Genomic DNA, 17494 nt, shown 5'->3' on the forward strand with positions numbered 1-17494 from the left:
GGCCTGCCGAGCAGCCGCCAGGATGCCAAGGGCCAGCGGGTTCGGTACGAGTAAGACAAAGCGCAGCGCTTGATCGCACTATTCAACGAAAACAACGCCACGTACAGCTTTGCCTACGACTCCAGCTCCACACCCATTCCGCTTTTCCCCCCGACTGGTTCCGCTGGGCGGAACCACATTCGTTTGTGATCCCGCGTCACTCGCGCTTATCTGTGAGCCAAGCACGACCTGCCTCACCTGTCGTGACCTGAAGGCGAACAACAAGAACGGGAAACCACCCGCGCGAGGAGACTCCACATGTCCCGACATCAGCATATCCAGGCCTGGCTCGCCGACGTGGCCAGCGACCTGCACGCGATCCGTCACGATATCCACGCTCACCCGGAACTGGGCTTTGAAGAAAGCCGCACCTCGGCATTGGTCGCCCGACTGCTGGAGGAATGGGGCTATGAAGTGCACACCGGTATCGGCAAGACCGGCGTGGTCGGCGTGCTGCGCAATGGCAGCAGCCCCCGCCGGCTGGGCCTGCGCGCCGACATGGACGCGCTGCCCATCCACGAAGCAACGGGCGCGGCATACAGCAGCCAGCACCCAGGCTGCATGCACGCCTGTGGTCATGACGGGCACACCACCATGCTGCTTGGCGCCGCGCGCTACCTGGCGGCCACCCGGCAGTTCGACGGCACGCTGACACTGATCTTCCAGCCGGCCGAGGAGGGCCAGGGCGGGGCCGAGGCGATGCTGGCCGACGGCCTGTTGGAGCGCTTCCCATGTGATGCGCTATTCGGCATGCACAACATGCCAGGGCTGCCGGCCGGGCACCTGGGGTTTCGTGAAGGGCCGATGATGGCTTCGCAAGACCTGCTGACGGTGACCCTGGACGGGGTGGGTGGCCATGGCTCGATGCCGCACCTGACCGTCGACCCGTTGGTGGCGGCCGCCAGTGTGGTGATGGCGCTGCAAACCGTGGTGGCGCGCAATATCGATGCGCAGGAGGCGGCAGTGGTCACCGTCGGCGCGTTGCAGGCCGGCGAAGCGGCCAACGTGATTCCGCAACAGGCGCTGTTGCGCCTTAGCCTGCGCGCACTGAACGCCGAGGTGCGGGCGCAGGCCCTTGAGCGGGTGCGGGCAATCATCGTCAGTCAGGCCGAGAGCTTTGGCTGCCGCGCCAGCATCGAGCACCGCCCGGCCTACCCGGTGCTGGTCAACCATGCCGCTGAAAACGCCTTTGCCACCCAAGTAGGGGTCGAGTTGCTGGGCGCCCAGGCTGTGGATGGCAACACCCGCAAGCTGATGGGCAGCGAAGACTTCGCCTGGATGCTGCAGCGCTGCCCGGGGGCCTACCTGTTCATCGGCAATGGTGTATCGCGGCCGATGGTGCACAACCCGGCCTACGACTTCAACGACGACATCCTGCTGACCGGCGCCGCCTATTGGGGCGCGCTGGCAGAGCGCTGGTTGGCACCTGCCTGATTGTCCCTTTTTGACCACTGCCGCTGGAACCCGGGCGCGACTGCGCCTGGGCGATCACCCAATCATTGTGTGGAGTGTTCCCTATGCAGACTTCGAGCACCGGCGTGTCGCGTACCCGGCAAGTGGTGGCCGCCGTTATTGGCAACGCCCTGGAATGGTATGACTTTATCGTGTATGGCTTTCTGGCCAGCATCATCGCCCGGCAGTTCTTCCCGTCCGACGACGCGTACGCCTCGCTGCTGATGGCCCTTGCCACCTTCGGCGTCGGGTTTTTCATGCGCCCGGTGGGCGGCGTGCTGCTGGGCATGTATTCCGACCGCAAGGGCCGCAAGGCGGCCATGCAGATGATCATCCGCCTGATGACCGTGTCCATCGCCATGATCGCCTTCGCGCCCGACTACCTGGCCATCGGCATGGCTGCGCCGCTGCTGATCGTGGTGGCGCGCATGCTGCAGGGCTTTGCCACCGGTGGTGAATATGCCAGCGCCACGGCATTTCTGGTGGAAAGCGCGCCTGCCCACCGCAAGGGCCTGTATGGTTCGTGGCAATTGGTAGGGCAGTGCCTGGCGGTGTTTTCCGGGGCGGCAATGGTGGCGTTGGTTACCCACCTGTGCTCGCCTGAGGCGCTGGACAGCTGGGGCTGGCGCATCCCGTTCGTGCTGGGCCTGCTGATCGGGCCGGTCGGGCTGTGGATTCGCAAGCATATGGAGGAGCCTGAGGCGTTTGTCGAGGCGCGTCGCCATGCCAAGGGCCAGTCGCCCGGCCTGTGGCAGGTGCTGCGTGAACACCGGCGCAGCCTGCTGGTGTCGATGGGGTTGGCCTGCGGCGCGACGGTATCGTTCTACGTGGTGCTGGTGAACATGCCGACCTTCGCCCACAAAAGCCTAGGCCTGCCGCTGGACCAGGTGCTGCTGGTGCAGATGCTCGCCGTGGGGCTGATGACCCTCGTGATTCCGTTATCCGGGGCGCTGTCTGACCGGCTGGGGCGGCGCCCGGTGCTGATGGCCTTCACCCTGGCGTTCTTCGTGATGGTTTACCCACTGTATGTGTGGGTGGCCGCTGCGCCTTCCCTGGAGCGCCTGTTGGTCATGCAACTGCTGTTGTGCACGGCCATCGGTGGCTTCTTCGGCCCGGCACCTACTGCCCTGGCCGAACAATTCCCGGTCCAGGTGCGTTCCACCGGCGTGTCGGTGGCCTACAACGTGGCGGTGATGGTGTTCGGTGGCTTTGCCCCGTTGATCGTGACCTGGCTCACCCAGGTGCTCGGCACCCCAGTGGCGCCGGCGTTCTACGTGCTGTTTGCCTGCCTGCTGACATTGCTGGGCACCTATTGCCTGAAAGAAGCACCGCGGGCAGTCAAGCCTGCCGCCTTCAACCTTGGAGTAAAACCGTGAAGCCGCTAGCCATCGACCCCATTGTTGCCCTCGATGCCGAGGCACTGTCCCAGGCCATCCATGCCCGCCAGTTGTCATGCCGGGAGGTGATGCAGGCTTACCTGGGGCATGTCGAGCGCTTCAATCGGCAGGTCAATGCACTGGTCTCGCTGCGCCCGGCCGAAGTGCTGCTGGCCGAGGCCGAGACGCGTGACCGCGAACTGGCCCGTGGCCACTCGCGCGGCTGGATGCATGGCATGCCGCAGGCAATCAAGGACCTCGCCGCCACGGCCGGGCTGCGTACCACGCTCGGCTCGCCGCTGTTTGCCGAGCAGGTACCCGAGCAGGATGCGATCAGCGTGGCGCGGGTGCGGGCGAGTGGGGCATTGATCATGGGCAAGAGCAATGTGCCCGAGTTTGGCCTGGGCTCGCAAAGCTACAACCCCTTGTTTGGCACCACCACCAACGCCTACGACCCGTCGCGGGTGGCGGGTGGCAGCAGCGGTGGGGCTGCAGCGGCGCTGGCCATGCGCTTGCTGCCGGTGGCCGACGGCAGCGACATGATGGGCTCGCTGCGCAACCCGGCGGCGTTCAATAACCTGTTCGGCCTGCGCCCATCGCAGGGCCGCGTGCCGCATGGGCCGGCGCCCGAGCTGTTCGTGCAGCAGTTGGCCACAGAAGGGCCGATGGGCCGCAGTGTAGTCGACGTGGCGCGGCTGCTGTCGATACAGGCGGGTGTTGATGCCCGGGCGCCGCTGTCGCTGAGCGAAGGCTGGCGCGATTTTGCCGTTGGCTTGCCGCGCGATTTTCGCGGAGTACGGGTGGGCTGGCTGGGCGACTACAACGGCTATCTGCCGATGGATGACGGGGTAATGAGCCTGTGCGAGTCGGCGCTGCCCGACTTTGCCGAGCTGGGCTGCCAGGTCGAGGCCTGCCAGCCGGCATTCGACCTGGCGCGCTTGTGGCAATGCTGGCTGACCCACCGCCACTTCCTGGTGCATGGCAACCTCGGCGCAGCCTATGCCGACCCCGGCAAGCGCGCATTGCTCAAGCCCGAAGCACAGTGGGAGGTGGAAGGTGGCTTGCAGCTGAGTGCGGCGGCGCTGTACCAGGCTTCGTTGGACCGCAGTGACTGGTACCGCGCCATGGGCAAGCTGTTCGAGCGTTACGACTTCCTGCTGTTGCCCTCGGCCCAGGTGTTCCCTTTCGATGCACGCCAGCCATGGCCGGCGGTGGTCGGGGGGCGGGCAATGGACACCTACCACCGCTGGATGGAAGTGGTGATCGGGCCGACCTTGGCCGGCTTGCCGAGCATCAGCGTGCCGGTGGGGTTCAATGCCGCCGGGTTGCCCATGGGCCTGCAAATCATAGGCCCGGCGCAGGCCGACCATGCCGTGCTGCAGCTGGCGTATGCCCATGAACAGCTCACCCGCTGGGTGGTGCGCTGCCCGCCACAACGCCTGCTTGCGCCATGAAAGCACGGGCAGGCGCGGATCTTGCTGGCTATCCTGACCATCCCGCTACAAGGAGGTCATACCCATGGGCATCACGGCAGACAGCGGCGGCGTGCGTTCGGTGGAGCGGGCGCTGGCCATTGTCGACCTGCTGGGCGAACACCAGGCGTTGGGCCTGGAAGAACTGCACTACCTGACGGCGCTGCCCAAGGCCACGGTGTCGCGCATGATCGCCACCTTGCAGGCGCAAGGCTGGGTGTACCGCGGCCTTGCCGACCGGCGCTACCGGCTGTGCGCGCGACGCCTGTTCGGTGACCGCCAGTTGCGTTTCAAGCGGCGCCTGGTGGAAAGCGCAGCGCCCATGCTGCTGGAGCTGAGTGAGCGCACCGGACTGGTCGCTGACCTGTCGTGTTTCGACGGCCAGCGGCTGGAGGTGATGGAAAGCGCCATCCCCCAGGTGCTGCGCAAGCGCTATCCGCTCACCAGTCAGATCGTTGGGCAGCATGCCAGCCTGTTTCATTCGGCAATGGGGCGGGCGTGCCTGGGGGAGCTGGCGGTGGACGAAGTGCAGCGCCTGGCGGCCCATGAGCGGCTGGGTGACGACGGGTTGTTGCGCGATATCGAAGAACAAGCGCACAAGGGCTTTGGTCAGCGCACCGAAGGCTACTGGGAATACCCGGTGCGCCTGCCGTTCCTGATCCGCGCCATTGCCTTGCCGGTACATGCCGAAGGGCGCCTGGTCGGCAGCATTGCCTTGCAATGGCCGCTGGATCAGGCGCCGGTGGAGCGGGTGTCGAGCCTGCACCTGAGCAGTTTGGCGACCACGGTGGGGGAAGTGCAGCGGGCCTTGGCTGTTTGATGTTTCCTGCACGGGTTTCTTCGCGGGTAAGCCACAGACGCGTGCATTGCCAGTACCGCCCACAGAGCCTGCGGGGCGTTACTGGCCCTCCCGAAATCCGCTAGGGCTCACCCCCGCCTGCTTGCGAAAGAACCGGCTGAAATACCCCACATCGGCAAACCCCAGCTCATGGGCGATCTCTTTCACGCTCAGGCTCGAATGCCCGAGCATGCGCTTGGCCTCCAGCACCAGTCGGGCATTGATCACATTCATCGGCGTCATGCCCAGGTGTTCCTGGCACAACCGCCCCAACGTCACCAGGGTCATGCCCAACTCGGCGGCGTATTCCGCCAGTGGCCAGTGCGCGCGGTAGTGCATGTCTACCAGCTCGCGAAAAGCCGTCAGTTGCTGGCTGCGTCTTGATACTGGGCGCTGCTCACCTGCGGGCATGTACGGCTCATGGCGCAGGACATGGATCATCAGTGCCAGCAATAGCGCCATGCTGCTGGCCACATGCTCGCGGGCGCGGTTGTGGTATTCCTCGCGCAGGGCCCGAAACAGGGGCAGCAACGGGTCTTCATCGGCGGCCCAGTGGGGCAGGGCAATCACCTGTGGTTTGCGCAGTTGCACCCGCACGTTGGGTGCCAGCACCTGGGCGATGCTATCCAGCGGGTGCTGCGCAGCCGTGATTACCTGGCCTTCTACCTGGCTGGCCCAATGAAATCCATGCACCACCTGCGCCGGGACGTACACCACGCAGGGTGCATGAACCTGAAACCGGTCAATGTCGAACAGCACCTCGCCGCCACCGCTTTGCAGGTACAACAGCTGCAGCAAGCCTTCGTGACGGTGTGCGGCAATCTCCCAGTTGTGCGCGCCAGAGCGCTGGGATATCTGCTCCACATGCAAGGCTTCGTGCCACACCGGCTGCGCGGTTTCACCGTACAGGGCGTAATTGGGGATCTTGTTCATGGTGTTGTAATTGTTCTGTTCAGTACCCGCTACTGTGCCATAGCTGCCCGCAGGCTTCAGGGCGCAGTGGGCAAATTGACGGGAATGTGGGGCTGGTTGCAGGTTTTGTCCATTCTGCCGGTGGGCCTGCCGGCCATAGCCTGTTGCCCAGAACAAGCAACGCTCTGGAGAACAGCATGCACAACAACAAGATCCTTTCTCAGTGGCTAGGCCTGGAGTCGGCCGTATGCGTGGTGACCGGCGCGGCCGGCGGCATTGGCGCAGCATTGGCCGCAGCCTTGGTGGAGCAGCAGGCCCACGTGGTGCTGCTTGACCGCGACCTGGACAAATGCCGCGAACTGGCGGCCACCCTGGGGGAACACAGTGCAGGCGAAGTCAGTGCCCTGGCCTGCGACATTGCCGATCCGGCCAGCGTGGAGCAGGCTGCGGCCCAGGTACAGGCGCTGCATGGGCGCTGCGATGTACTGGTCAACAATGCCAGCGTGCTGCGCCCCGGTGCGCTGGACACGCTAAGCCTGGAACAATGGAACCAGGTGCTGGCGGTCAACCTCAGTGGCTACCTTTTGTGTGCCCAGGCCTTTGGCCGTTCCATGCTGGACTGCGGCCAGGGCCGTATCGTGCATGTGGCCTCGATTGCAGCCCATTACCCGCAACCCAACAGTGGCGCTTACAGCGCGGCGAAGGCAGGCGTCAGCATGTTGTCGCGGCAGATCGCCGTGGAATGGGGGCCGCGCGGTGTGCGCAGCAACGCCGTATGCCCGGGTTTGATCCGCACGCCATTGTCGGCGGCGTTCTATGCCGACCCACAGGTGGCGCGCCGGCGTAGCGCCATGACCGCCAACCAGCGCATCGGTGAGCCGCAAGACATCGCCGAAGCCGTGCTGTTTCTGGCCAGCCGCCGCGCCGACTATATCAACGGCGCCGAGCTGACCGTGGATGGCGGACTGGAAAGCATGCCCATGGCATTGATCCCGCGCCCTGGCTTCGAGGGGGCAGGCCAATGAGTACGCGTAGCTGCGATGTACTGGTCATCGGTGCGGGTGCTGGCGGCCTGGCGACAGCCATCACGGCGAAAAAGCTTGGCCTGGATGTGATCGTCATCGAAAAGGAGGCGTGCTTCGGCGGTACCACGGCGTTTTCCGGCGGCGTGCTGTGGGTGCCGGGCACCCGGCACGGGGGCAATGACAGCCAAGCAGCGGCCATGACCTACCTGCGCAACGAAACCGGTGCCTGCTTCGATGCGGCCGGGGTGGAGGCATTCTTGCGCTACGCGCCGCAGATGGTTGAGTTTTTCGAGCGCGAGACGGCAGTCAAGTTCGTGCCCACGCTGTACCCCGATTATCACCCGCAGGTGGAAGGCGGCGTCGATGTGGGCCGCTCGATACTGGCCGCACCTTATGACATCCGTGGTCTGGGGCCCGACATGGCGCGGCTGCGCCCGCCGCTGAAGACCATCACCTTCATCGGCATGATGTTCAACTCGTCGAATGCCGACCTCAAGCACTTCTTCAATGTCACCCGTTCGTTGACCTCGTTCGCCTACGTGGCCAAACGCCTGCTGACCCATTTGAAGGAGCTGGCCTTGTACCGACGCGGCACCCAGGTCACCAGTGGCAATGCCCTGGCGGCACGGCTGGTACGCTCGGCACTGGACCTGGGCATTCCGATTCTCACAGGCACCCCGGCGCGGCAGTTGCTGCGCGAAGGGGCGCGGGTAGTGGGGGCGGTGACCGGGCAGGCCGGCAGCGAGCAGCGCATCGAGGCCCGGCGTGGGGTGGTGCTGGCCTGTGGCGGTTTCTCCCATGACCTGCAACGGCTGCGCCAGGCCTACCCGCATGTACGGCGTGGCGGCGAGCATTTTTCACCGGTGCCAGCGGGCAACACCGGCGATGGTGCGCGCATGGCCGAGGCGCTGGGAGCAAAGGTCGATATCTGCCTGCAGGCACCTGCAGCCTGGATGCCGGTATCGAAGGTGCCGGTGGGTGGTGGGCGGCATATTGCCTTTCCGCACTTGCTCGACCGCTACAAGCCGGGTGTGATCGGCGTGCTGCGTTCGGGGCAGCGATTCACCAATGAGTCGAATGCCTACCACGACGTGGGTGCAGCGCTGATCGAGGCGTGTTCCGACCAGGCAGAAACCGCCATGTGGCTGGTGTGCGACCGCCGCACCCTGGCCAAATACGGGCTGGGCTTTGCCAAGCCTGCGCCGATGCCGCTGGGGCCATTGCTGCGCAACGGCTACCTGCTCAAGGGCCAGACCCTGGCGGAGTTGGCCGGCAAGGCCGGTATCGATGCGCAAGGGCTGGAGCAGACTGTGCGCGAGTACAACCTTGGCGCTGTCCACGGCGAAGACCGTCAGTTCGGCCGCGGCAGCACCAGCTTCAATCGCTACCTGGCCGACCCGCAGCAACAACCCAACCCGTGCGTAGCGCCGGTTGGCGAGGGACCGTACTTTGCCGTGAAAGTGATCATGGGCGATCTGGGCACTTTCGACGGGCTGCGCACCCGTGTGACCGGTGAAGTGTTGGCGGCCGACGGGCAAGTCATCGACGGCCTGTATGCGGTGGGTAACGACCGCGCCAGCATCATGGGCGGCAACTACCCCGGGGCGGGCATCACCCTGGGGCCGATCATGACCTTTGCCTACATCACCGGGCGCCATCTAGCGGGTGTCGAGCAGGGGCTGGCGGCGGGCAACGCACGGGAGGTGGCGTGATGGACAAGCCTGTGGTCGACCACCGCATCTACACCATTCGCCCGCGCGGCATGGCGGCCTTTCTCGAGGCGTTCGACCAGCTGGCGATGCCGATCCTGCTGCGCCACCTCGGTGCACCCCTGGCGTTTTACACCAGCAGCATCGGGCCGTTGAACCAGGTGGTGCACTTGTGGGGCTATGACAGCCTCGATGACTTCGAGAAGCGCAGCGCAGCGCGGGATGCCGACCCGGACTTTGCCGCATACCTGCATGCCACCCGCGACCTGGTGGTGGCTCAGGAAACACGCATCATAAGGCCTGTGCGCTTACCCAGCCTTTTCCACTAGGGCTGCGACAAACACCGTCATAAAAACAACAACAGGTGATACCTATGAACAACACACTCGACGTGCGCCAACTGATCGACCAGCAACCCATCGGCCGTTACCAGAAATGGGTGGTGTTCCTCGGCTTTCTCATCATCGCCCTGGACGGCCTGGACGTCGCCATCATCGGCTTCATTGCCCCGCAATTGAAAAGCGATTGGGGCCTGGATGCGCAAAGTCTGGGCCCGGTATTGAGCGCCGCGTTGATCGGCCTGGCACTTGGCGCCTTGATTGCCGGCCCCTTGGCGGACCGTTACGGGCGCAAGGCGGTGTTGCTGTGCAGCGTCCTGCTGTTCGGCCTCTGGACACTGGCCTCGGCCTTTTCACCCAACCTGGAAGCCCTGGTCGCGTTGCGCTTTCTGACCGGCCTGGGCCTGGGCGCAGCCATGCCCAATGCCAGCACCCTGGTCAGCGAGTATGCCCCGGCACGCAGCCGCTCGCTGCTCATTACCCTGGCATTCTGCGGGTTCTCCCTGGGCGCGGCGGCAGGTGGCTTCGTCAGCGCCTGGATGATTCCGAACCTGGGCTGGCGCAGTGTCCTGGCATTGGGTGGGGTGTTGCCGCTGATGGTCCTGCCGTTGCTGTATTGGCGCCTGCCGGAATCGGTGACGTTCCTGGTCAGCAAGGGGGCGGACCGCAAGCGCATTCTGGCCATTGTCCGTCGCCTGGCACCTGAGCATGTCAACGCCGACACGACCTTTGTCTTGCCCGGTAAAGCCCAGGCTGCAGGCGGTGCAATCGGCACCATCCTCTCTGCGCGGTATCGCTTTGGTACCTGCATGCTCTGGGGTGGATACGTGCTGGCGCTGTTCCTGGTCTATCTGTTCAGCGGCTGGTTGCCGACGCTGGTAAAGGAGGGGGGCGGGTTTTCGGTGGCCGAAGCGGCCATCGTCACCGCCTGTTTCCAGATTGGCGGCCCGTTGGGCGCGATTTCGGTGGGTTGGGCCATGGATCGCTACCCGGCGCAGCGCGTGCTGGTACTGACCTTCCTGTTCAGTGGTGCGGTGATTTTTGCAATTGGTCAGGTCGCTGCGGACTTCGCCTGGTTGTGTGCGGTTGCGAGCGCTGTGGGCTTTGGCCTTAATGGGGCAAGTGTTGGCATGAATGCACTGGCGGCGGCTTTTTACCCGACTGAAGCACGGGCGACCGGCGCCAGCTGGATGAGCGGCATCGGGCGCCTGGGTGCGATTCTCAGTGCCTTTGCCGGGGCACAGATGCTGGCACTGGGCTGGAGCTTTGCCCAGGTATTCGCTTCGTTATTGCTACCCGCAGGGTTGGCGGCTTTGGCGGTATGGCTGCAGGGGCGAAATGCGGCGTCACGGCTTAGCGTTCCCGGTTGTACCCCCGGCACACCGGCTGCAGCGCCAGCAGGTTCGGCTCCCACTCCCTAGCCTTCGGGAACACAGCCCCTGTCTGAAGCCATACGCTCGATCAACGCCCACAACGCCGCATCATTGAAATCGTCGACAACCAGCCTGGCGCCCGCCGCCAGCAACCGCTCCGGGGTCTGCGTCGTGGCCACGCCCACGGTAAAGATCCCCGCGCCACTGGCTGCAGCCGTCCCCGGTAATGAGTCCTCGAAGGCCAGCGCTTGCCCGGCCTCGGCACCCAGCCGCTGCAGGCCGGTGAGGTAGGGCAGCGGGTCCGGTTTGGGCCGTGCCAGTTCTTCGGCCACCAGCACATGTTCAAAGTGCTGGCCCAGGCCCATGGCGTTCAGCATGTGCTCGGCGTTCAGCCGCGGTGCGTTGGTCACCACGCACATGCCGATGTCATGGGCCTGGGCATGCTCCAGCAGGCGCAACAGGCCTGGCATCGGCTCAAGCGACGGCGACATCGCGCGGAACAGCGCTTCCTTGCGGTCGGCCAACGCCTGGCACTGTTCGACGCTGGCGCCACTGAACAGCTCGGCGAACAGCTCGGCGTTGGCGCGGCCGCTGACCTGGGCGTCGAACTGCGCCTGGCTCAGCTCGCGGCCGTCGTGTTCGCGCAGCAGTTGGCGAAAGGCCTGCAGGTGCAGGGTGTCAGTGTCGGTGAGGGTACCGTCAAGGTCGAACAGCAGGGCGGTCAGCATGGGATATCCAGATGAAAAAACACAAGCCAGGGGATCATAACCAAAGCTGACGACGAAGGGGGCTGTTCAGCGTGCTCCGAAAAGAGTACAAATGTGCTCCATGGACACTCTTACCCCCAAACGCCGCGCCATTTTCGAATTTATCCGTGAGCGCATTGCCGAGCATGGTCAGCCGCCGAGCCTGGCCGATATCGCCACGCGCTTCGGTTTTGCCTCGCGCAGCGTTGCGCGCAAGCACATCACCGCCCTGTGCCAGGCCGGTTACATCGATGTCACGCCAAACCAGGCCCGGGGCATACGCCTGGCCGAACCGCTGCGCCGGCCGGAAATCCTCGAAATACCCGTGCTGGGCCAGGTGGCGGCGGGTGCCCCCATCGGCCCGGACCTGGACATCCACGAGCAGTTGCTGCTCGACCCCAGCCTGTTCCGCCGTACCCCCGACTACCTGCTGAAGGTGCGGGGCGACTCGATGATCGACGACGGCATCTTTGACGGTGACCTGGTCGGCATCCTGCAACAGGCCGACGCCCGCGACGGGCAAATCGTTGTTGCGCGCCTGGACGGCGAAGTGACCATCAAGCGCCTGCAACGCCAAGGCGGCACTTACCGGCTGTTGCCACGCAACCCGGCCTATGCGCCGATCGATGTGCAGCCCGAACAGGACTTTTTCATCGAAGGCGTGTTCTGCGGCTTGCTGAGGCGTGACTGATGGGCGCCGTGGTCGACCTCGACAGGCTGCTGGAGCAGCGCCGGGTATGGCGCGGCCGGCAGGCCCAGGCGCGGCCACTCGGGCTGCAGCCCACCGGCCATGCGGCCCTCGACGAACGTTTGCCGGAAGGTGGCTGGCCGGCGGCAGCACTGAGCGAGCTGTTGCTGGCCAACCCCGGCTGTGGCGAATTGCAGTTGCTGTGGCCAACCCTGGCCCGGCTGAGTGCAGAAGCCAGCAGAGTGGTGCTGGTGGCTCCACCCTTCATCCCTTTTGCACCGGCCTGGCAGGCAGCGGGGGTGGACCTGCGCTGGCTGGTACAGGTGGATGCCGAGCCTGCCGATGCCCTGTGGGCTGCCGAACAGTGCCTGCGCTCGGGCAGTTGCGCGGCGGTGCTGTGCTGGCCGGAACGTGCCGATGACCGCGCCCTGCGGCGCTTGCAGGTAGCGGCCGAAACCGGGCAGGCACTGGCGTTCGCCTGCAGGCCGCAGCAGGCGTCGCACAACCCTTCACCCGCAGCGCTGCGCATTGCAGTCGACACACGCCCGGCGCAATGGCGCGTGCTGAAAAGCCGGGGTGGCATGCCTCCAGCGCTGCCTATTCCCTGCCCGGGGCGGGGCTGATGCACCATGCTCTGGGCCTGCATCCTGCTCCCGCAGCTTGCGCTGGACACCGTCCTGCGTGAGCGTGACGACCCTGACACGCCTTTGGTGCTGATTGGCGGGCCGACCCAGCGGCGCGTGTTGCAGGCAGTCAACCCGGCGGCCGCTGCACTGGGCCTGCGGGCCGGGCAAACCCTGACCGCAGCGCGTGCCTTGGCCGATGGCTTCACCTGTGTCGAAGCCGACCCCAAACGCATCGATCAGGTGCAACAGCTGCTGGCGGCCTGGGCCTACCGCTTCAGTGCCCAGGTCAGCCTGCATTACCCACGGGCGCTGCTGCTGGAAGTGGGCTCCAGCCTGCAACTGTTCGGACCCTGGCCCTTGTTCGAGGCACGTCTGCGTCAGGAACTGGCAGAACTGGGCCTGCGTCAACGCATTGTCCTGGCCAGCAACCCGGTGGCTGCTCGCATGCTCGCCAATGGCCACGATGGCCTGGCCGTGGGCGATGTCGACGCCACCCGAGCGGCGCTGCTGGGCATGCCCATCACGCGCGTCGGCCTGCCGGCAGAGGCGGCCGAAGCGTTTGCCCGCATGGGCTTGCACCAGCTGGGCCAGGTATTGGCCTTGCCGCGCGATACCTTGGCCAGGCGCTTTGCGGCCCAGGTGCAGCTGCACCTCGACCAGTTGCTCGGCCTGCGCAACCTGGGGCTGGATTTCTACCAGCCACCGGACCGTTTTGAAACCCGGCTGGAACTCAACTTCGACGTCGAATCGCACCAGGCGCTGTTGTTCCCGCTGCGGCGCATGCTCAACGACCTTGCTGCATTTCTGGCCGGGCGAGACTGTGGCGTGCAGCGCTTCTGCCTGCATCTGGAGCACGCCGAGGGGCCGGATACCCTGCTCAAGGTGGGCCTGCTGGCGGCCGAACGCGATGCTGCGATGCTGTTCGAGCTAGCCCGTGGGCGCCTTGAGCCGCTGCGCATACCCGCACCGGTGCGCAACCTGCGGCTGGTTGCCGAAGACTTGCCACCCTTCGTGCCACAGCATCAGGCGTTGTTCGACCCGCGGGCGCAACAGGCGCAACCCTGGGCGCAATTGCGTGAGCGGTTGCGCGCCCGCCTGGGGGATGAGGCCGTCAAGGGGCTTGGCGCAGCCGCCGATCACCGCCCCGAATGCGCCTGGCAGTTGGTGGAGCAGGGTGCCCAAGGCAACATGCCGGTTGCAGCGGGCAGCCGCCCGGGGTGGCTGTTGTCGGCACCGATCGCGCTGGATGACGCCGCCTACCAGGTGCAGGGCTATGCCGAACGCATCGAATCAGGTTGGTGGGATGGCGGCGATGTGCGTCGCGACTACTACCGCATCGAAACCCGCGACGGCCTGCGCGGCTGGGCCTACCGCGACCTGAGCCAGGCCGGCCCGCTTTGGCTGCAGGGTTGGTTCGCATGAACACCCCGGGTTATGCCGAGCTGCATTGCCTTTCCAACTTCAGCTTCCAGCGCGGTGCATCGAGCGCCGACGAGCTGTTCCGGCGTGCGCGCGAGCAGGGCTACCAGGCCTTGGCAATCACTGACGAATGCACGCTGGCCGGTATCGTGCGCGCCTGGCAGGCAGCCAAGGTGCACCAGTTGCGGCTGATCGTTGGCAGCGAGGTGCAATTGTGCGACGGGCCCAAGCTGGTGCTGCTGGTCGAGAATCTGACCGGCTACCAGAACCTGTGCGCGCTGATCACCCGTGCCCGGCGGCGGGCAGAGAAGGGTGCGTACCAGCTGTTTCGTGATGACTTGCTGCTGCACCACCAAGGCCTGCTGGCCTTGTGGGTGGCCGCTGACAGTGGCGATACCGCTACCGGCGCGTGGCTGCGCAGTGTGTTCGCTGAGCGCCTGTGGCTGGCCGTGCACCTGCACCGGGGCAGTGACGATGCCATGCGCCTGCAACGGTTGCGGGCACTGGCGGCTGATGTGGGTATCCGCGCCGTGGCCTGTGGCGACGTGCACATGCACGTGCGTGGTCGCCGTGCCTTGCAGGACTGCATGACTGCCATCCGCCAGCATTGCCAGGTGAGCGAGGCCGGGCGCTTTCTGTTTGCCAATGGCGAACGGCACCTGCGCAGCCAGGCGCAACTGGCCGAGTTGTATCCGCTCGACCTGCTGGCCGAGACCCTGGTCATTGCCCGGCGCTGCCAGTTTGACCTGAGCGAACTGAACTACCAGTACCCACGCGAACTGGTGCCCGAGGGGCATACCCCGGCAAGCTGGCTGCGTGAATTGTGCGAGCAAGGCCTGCCGCTGCGCTGGCCAGGCGGGCCGAGTGGCAAGGTGCGGGCTGTGCTTGCCAAGGAACTGGGGCTGATCGAAGAGCTGGGCTACGAAAGCTACTTCCTGACGGTGCACGACATTGTCGCCTTCGCCCGCAGTCAGCGCATCCTATGCCAGGGCCGGGGGTCGGCAGCCAACTCGGTGGTGTGCTTCGTACTGGGCATCACCGAGCTTGACCCCATGAAACACCACCTGCTGTTCGAGCGCTTCCTGTCGCGCGAGCGCAACGAGCCGCCGGACATCGACGTGGACTTCGAACACGACCGGCGCGAGGAGGTGATCCAGTATGTGTTCCGTCGCTATGGCCGGCACCGGGCGGCGCTCACTGCGGTAGTCAACACCTACCATGCCGCCGGTGCGGTGCGGGATGTGGCGCGGGTGCTGGGGCTACCTGCCGACCAGGTGGATGCCCTGGCCAAATGCTGTGGCCGCTGGAGCGATCGCATACCCGATGACCAGCGCCTGGCCGAAGCCGGTTTCGAAGCGGGCAGCCCTTCGCTGCGGCGGGTGCTGGTGCTGGCCGGCGAACTGATCGGCTTCCCCCGGCACCTGTCACAGCACCCGGGCGGTTTTGTCATCTCCCAGCAACCGCTCGACCAGCTGGTGCCGGTGGAGAATGCCGCGATGCCGGAGCGCACGGTGATCCAGTGGGATAAGGATGACCTGGACATGGTTGGCCTGCTCAAGGTCGACGTACTGGCGTTGGGCATGCTCAGCGCCTTGCGCCGCTGCTTCGACCTGCTGCAGCACCACCGTGGCCGGCACCTGACCCTGGCGACCATCCCCAGCGAAGACCCGGCCACCTACGCCATGATCAGCCGTGCCGAGACCATGGGCGTGTTCCAGATCGAGTCACGCGCGCAAATGGCCATGTTGCCGCGGCTGCGGCCCCAAAAGTTCTACGACCTGGTCATCGAGGTTGCCATCGTCCGCCCCGGGCCGATTCAGGGTGACATGGTGCACCCGTACCTGCGCCGGCGCCTAAAGCAGGAACCGGTGACGTATCCGTCGCCGCAACTGAAGGAAGTGTTCGAACGTACCTTGGGCGTGCCGCTGTTCCAGGAGCAGGTGATGGAGCTGGCGATGGTCGCGGCCGACTATACCCCGGGCGAGGCCGACCAGTTGCGTCGCAGCATGGCAGCCTGGAAGCGCCACGGCGGCCTGGAACCGCACCGCGAACGGCTGGTGCAGGGCATGTTGCGCAATGGTTACACGCTGGCGTTTGCCGAGCGCATCTTCGAGCAGATCAAGGGGTTTGGCAGCTATGGCTTTCCTGAGTCGCATGCGGCCAGCTTTGCCTTGCTGTGCTATGCCAGCAGTTGGCTGAAGTGCCATGAGCCGGCGATTTTCACCTGTGCGTTGGTCAACAGTTGGCCGATGGGCTTCTACAGCCCTGATCAGTTGCTGCAAGAGGCTCGCCGCCAAGGTATCGAGGTACGGCCGGTGGATGTCTGCCACAGCGACTGGGACTGCACCCTGGAGCCTGATGCTGAGGGCACCCTTGCCATTCGCATGGGCCTGCGACTGGTGCGTGGCCTGGCCGAAGCCGATGCCAGGCGCGTGCAGCAGGCGAGGGCGCAGCGGCCGTGGCGCAACGTCGAAGACCTGTGCCTGCGCGCCGGCCTGGACGCACGGGCCCGTGCCCGCCTGGCTGATGGCGGTGCGCTGCGCGCCTTGGCCAGCGATCGGCATCAGGCGCGCTGGCAGGTGGCGGCGGTGCAGCCGCAGCTGCCGTTGTTCGCCGATGTGCAGGCCTTGCCTGAAGAACCGGTGCAATTGCCCGTGCCAACCGTGGGCGAGGACCTGATGGCCGATTATCAAACCCTCGGCACTACGCTTGGCCCACATCCGCTGGCCCTGTTGCGCGCTCGCCTGAGGGCACTGGGGTGTCGCAGCTCCAGTGAATTGCAGGGTGTGGAGCATGGCGACAACATTGCCGTGGCCGGGCTGGTGGTGGGCCGGCAACGGCCTCAAACCGCCAGCGGTGTGACCTTCGTTACTTTGGAAGACGAACATGGCATGGTCAACGTGGTGGTGTGGCGTGCGCTGGCCGAACGGCAGCGGCGGGCGCTGGTGGGTTCCCAGTTGCTCAAGGTCAGTGGGCGGTTGGAGCAGGAGAATGGGGTGCGGCACCTGATTGCGCGGCGGTTGGAGGATGTGAGTCCGCTGTTGCAAGGGCTGGATGTACGCAGCCGGGATTTCCACTGACCCCCAACGCTCGGTACTTGCGCGGTTCCCTGTGGGTGCGGGCGAGCCCGCGAAGCAGCCACCGCGTTGCAGGGCACCGGCCTTGCCGGTGTTCGCGGGCATGCCCCACATTGACCGCCTGCAACTTTGAGCCTGCCCCAATCATTCATCGGCCACGGTGCGTTATACCTTGGTCGACTGCCACGTTTGCCACTAGGCCTGAGCTCCCACAGGGATCGCGCCAGCTTTTAGAAAGTGAGCAAGACAGTTGCTCCCAAAGGTCTGTCCTGGGCCAGATTGCGCTTGGCGAACGGCAGCGGCGGGTGGCGCAGTTGCTCAAGGCTTGCTCAACGCTCGGTACTTGCGCGGTCTCCTGTGGGAGCGGGCGAGCCCGCGAAGCAGGCACCGCGTTGCATGGCACC

At 65.5% G+C, this 17494-nt stretch carries 14 protein-coding genes and 1 pseudogene; 13 read left to right on the top strand and 2 right to left on the bottom strand.

Annotated features, from left to right (window positions below):
• The 5 genes and pseudogenes from ACK59Z_RS08790 to ACK59Z_RS08810 form a co-directional block, all read left to right on the top strand.
• Window positions 1-126, top strand: a pseudogene (locus ACK59Z_RS08790) (sugar-binding protein); the annotation flags it as partial.
• A gap of 171 nt (window positions 127-297) precedes the next feature.
• Window positions 298-1473 (top strand): M20 aminoacylase family protein, encoded by a 1176-nt coding sequence (locus tag ACK59Z_RS08795; RefSeq protein WP_060545162.1) that lies wholly within the window; start codon window positions 298-300, stop codon window positions 1471-1473.
• A gap of 83 nt (window positions 1474-1556) precedes the next feature.
• Window positions 1557-2867, top strand: a complete 1311-nt coding sequence (locus ACK59Z_RS08800; protein WP_098090242.1) for a citrate-proton symporter — start codon at window positions 1557-1559, stop codon at window positions 2865-2867.
• A complete protein-coding gene (locus ACK59Z_RS08805) occupies window positions 2864-4321 on the top strand; it encodes an amidase (protein WP_409292824.1) in 1458 nt (485 codons plus the stop codon). The genes ACK59Z_RS08800 and ACK59Z_RS08805 overlap by 4 nt, the downstream gene beginning before the upstream one ends.
• 64 nt (window positions 4322-4385) lie before the next feature.
• Window positions 4386-5159, top strand: a complete 774-nt coding sequence (locus ACK59Z_RS08810) for an IclR family transcriptional regulator (protein ID WP_004576295.1) — start codon at window positions 4386-4388, stop codon at window positions 5157-5159.
• Between the two features lie 78 nt (window positions 5160-5237).
• On the opposite strand, the gene ACK59Z_RS08815 is transcribed toward ACK59Z_RS08810, so the two are convergent.
• A complete protein-coding gene (locus ACK59Z_RS08815; protein WP_409292826.1) occupies window positions 5238-6110 on the bottom strand; it encodes a helix-turn-helix domain-containing protein in 873 nt (290 codons plus the stop codon).
• Between the two features lie 176 nt (window positions 6111-6286).
• Here ACK59Z_RS08815 and ACK59Z_RS08820 point away from each other — a divergent pair, with 176 nt between their 5' ends.
• The 4 genes from ACK59Z_RS08820 to ACK59Z_RS08835 are packed head-to-tail and all read left to right on the top strand — an operon-like array spanning window position 6287 to window position 10582.
• Window positions 6287-7114 (top strand): SDR family NAD(P)-dependent oxidoreductase, encoded by an 828-nt coding sequence (locus ACK59Z_RS08820; RefSeq protein ID WP_012052398.1) that lies wholly within the window; start codon window positions 6287-6289, stop codon window positions 7112-7114.
• A complete protein-coding gene (locus tag ACK59Z_RS08825; RefSeq protein WP_017147617.1) occupies window positions 7111-8826 on the top strand; it encodes an FAD-dependent oxidoreductase in 1716 nt (571 codons plus the stop codon). The genes ACK59Z_RS08820 and ACK59Z_RS08825 overlap by 4 nt, the downstream gene beginning before the upstream one ends.
• Window positions 8826-9152: an NIPSNAP family protein gene (locus ACK59Z_RS08830; RefSeq protein WP_004374204.1), complete on the top strand. Its 327-nt coding sequence runs from the start codon at window positions 8826-8828 to the stop codon at window positions 9150-9152. The genes ACK59Z_RS08825 and ACK59Z_RS08830 overlap by 1 nt, the downstream gene beginning before the upstream one ends.
• Window positions 9153-9196: 44 nt before the next feature.
• Window positions 9197-10582: an MFS transporter gene (locus ACK59Z_RS08835; protein WP_108191976.1), complete on the top strand. Its 1386-nt coding sequence runs from the start codon at window positions 9197-9199 to the stop codon at window positions 10580-10582.
• Here the strand turns inward: ACK59Z_RS08835 and ACK59Z_RS08840 are convergent.
• Window positions 10579-11262 carry an HAD family phosphatase gene (locus ACK59Z_RS08840; RefSeq protein ID WP_014862049.1) on the bottom strand — a complete coding sequence of 228 codons (684 nt, stop codon included), beginning with the start codon at window positions 11260-11262 and terminating at the stop codon, window positions 10579-10581. The genes ACK59Z_RS08835 and ACK59Z_RS08840 overlap by 4 nt on opposite strands.
• A gap of 91 nt (window positions 11263-11353) precedes the next feature.
• Here ACK59Z_RS08840 and lexA point away from each other — a divergent pair, with 91 nt between their 5' ends.
• Genes lexA through ACK59Z_RS08860 form a run of 4 tightly spaced genes read left to right on the top strand, consistent with a single transcriptional unit; the run spans window position 11354 to window position 17093 of the window.
• Complete coding sequence (lexA, locus tag ACK59Z_RS08845; protein ID WP_012052394.1) at window positions 11354-11971, top strand: transcriptional repressor LexA; 618 nt, start codon at window positions 11354-11356, stop codon at window positions 11969-11971.
• Window positions 11971-12591, top strand: coding sequence for a translesion DNA synthesis-associated protein ImuA (imuA, locus tag ACK59Z_RS08850; protein WP_004374214.1), 621 nt, complete (start codon window positions 11971-11973; stop codon window positions 12589-12591). The genes lexA and imuA overlap by 1 nt, the downstream gene beginning before the upstream one ends.
• 6 nt (window positions 12592-12597) lie before the next feature.
• On the top strand, window positions 12598-14016 hold the full coding sequence (locus tag ACK59Z_RS08855; RefSeq protein WP_004374216.1) for a DNA polymerase Y family protein: 1419 nt from the start codon (window positions 12598-12600) through the stop codon (window positions 14014-14016).
• Window positions 14013-17093 carry an error-prone DNA polymerase gene (locus tag ACK59Z_RS08860; RefSeq protein ID WP_100773936.1) on the top strand — a complete coding sequence of 1027 codons (3081 nt, stop codon included), beginning with the start codon at window positions 14013-14015 and terminating at the stop codon, window positions 17091-17093. The genes ACK59Z_RS08855 and ACK59Z_RS08860 overlap by 4 nt, the downstream gene beginning before the upstream one ends.
• Window positions 17094-17494: the final 401 nt, after the last annotated feature.

This window comes from Pseudomonas sp. KCJK9058, from assembly GCF_046230975.1.
GTDB classification, from domain to species: Bacteria; Pseudomonadota; Gammaproteobacteria; order Pseudomonadales; family Pseudomonadaceae; genus Aquipseudomonas; species Aquipseudomonas alloputida.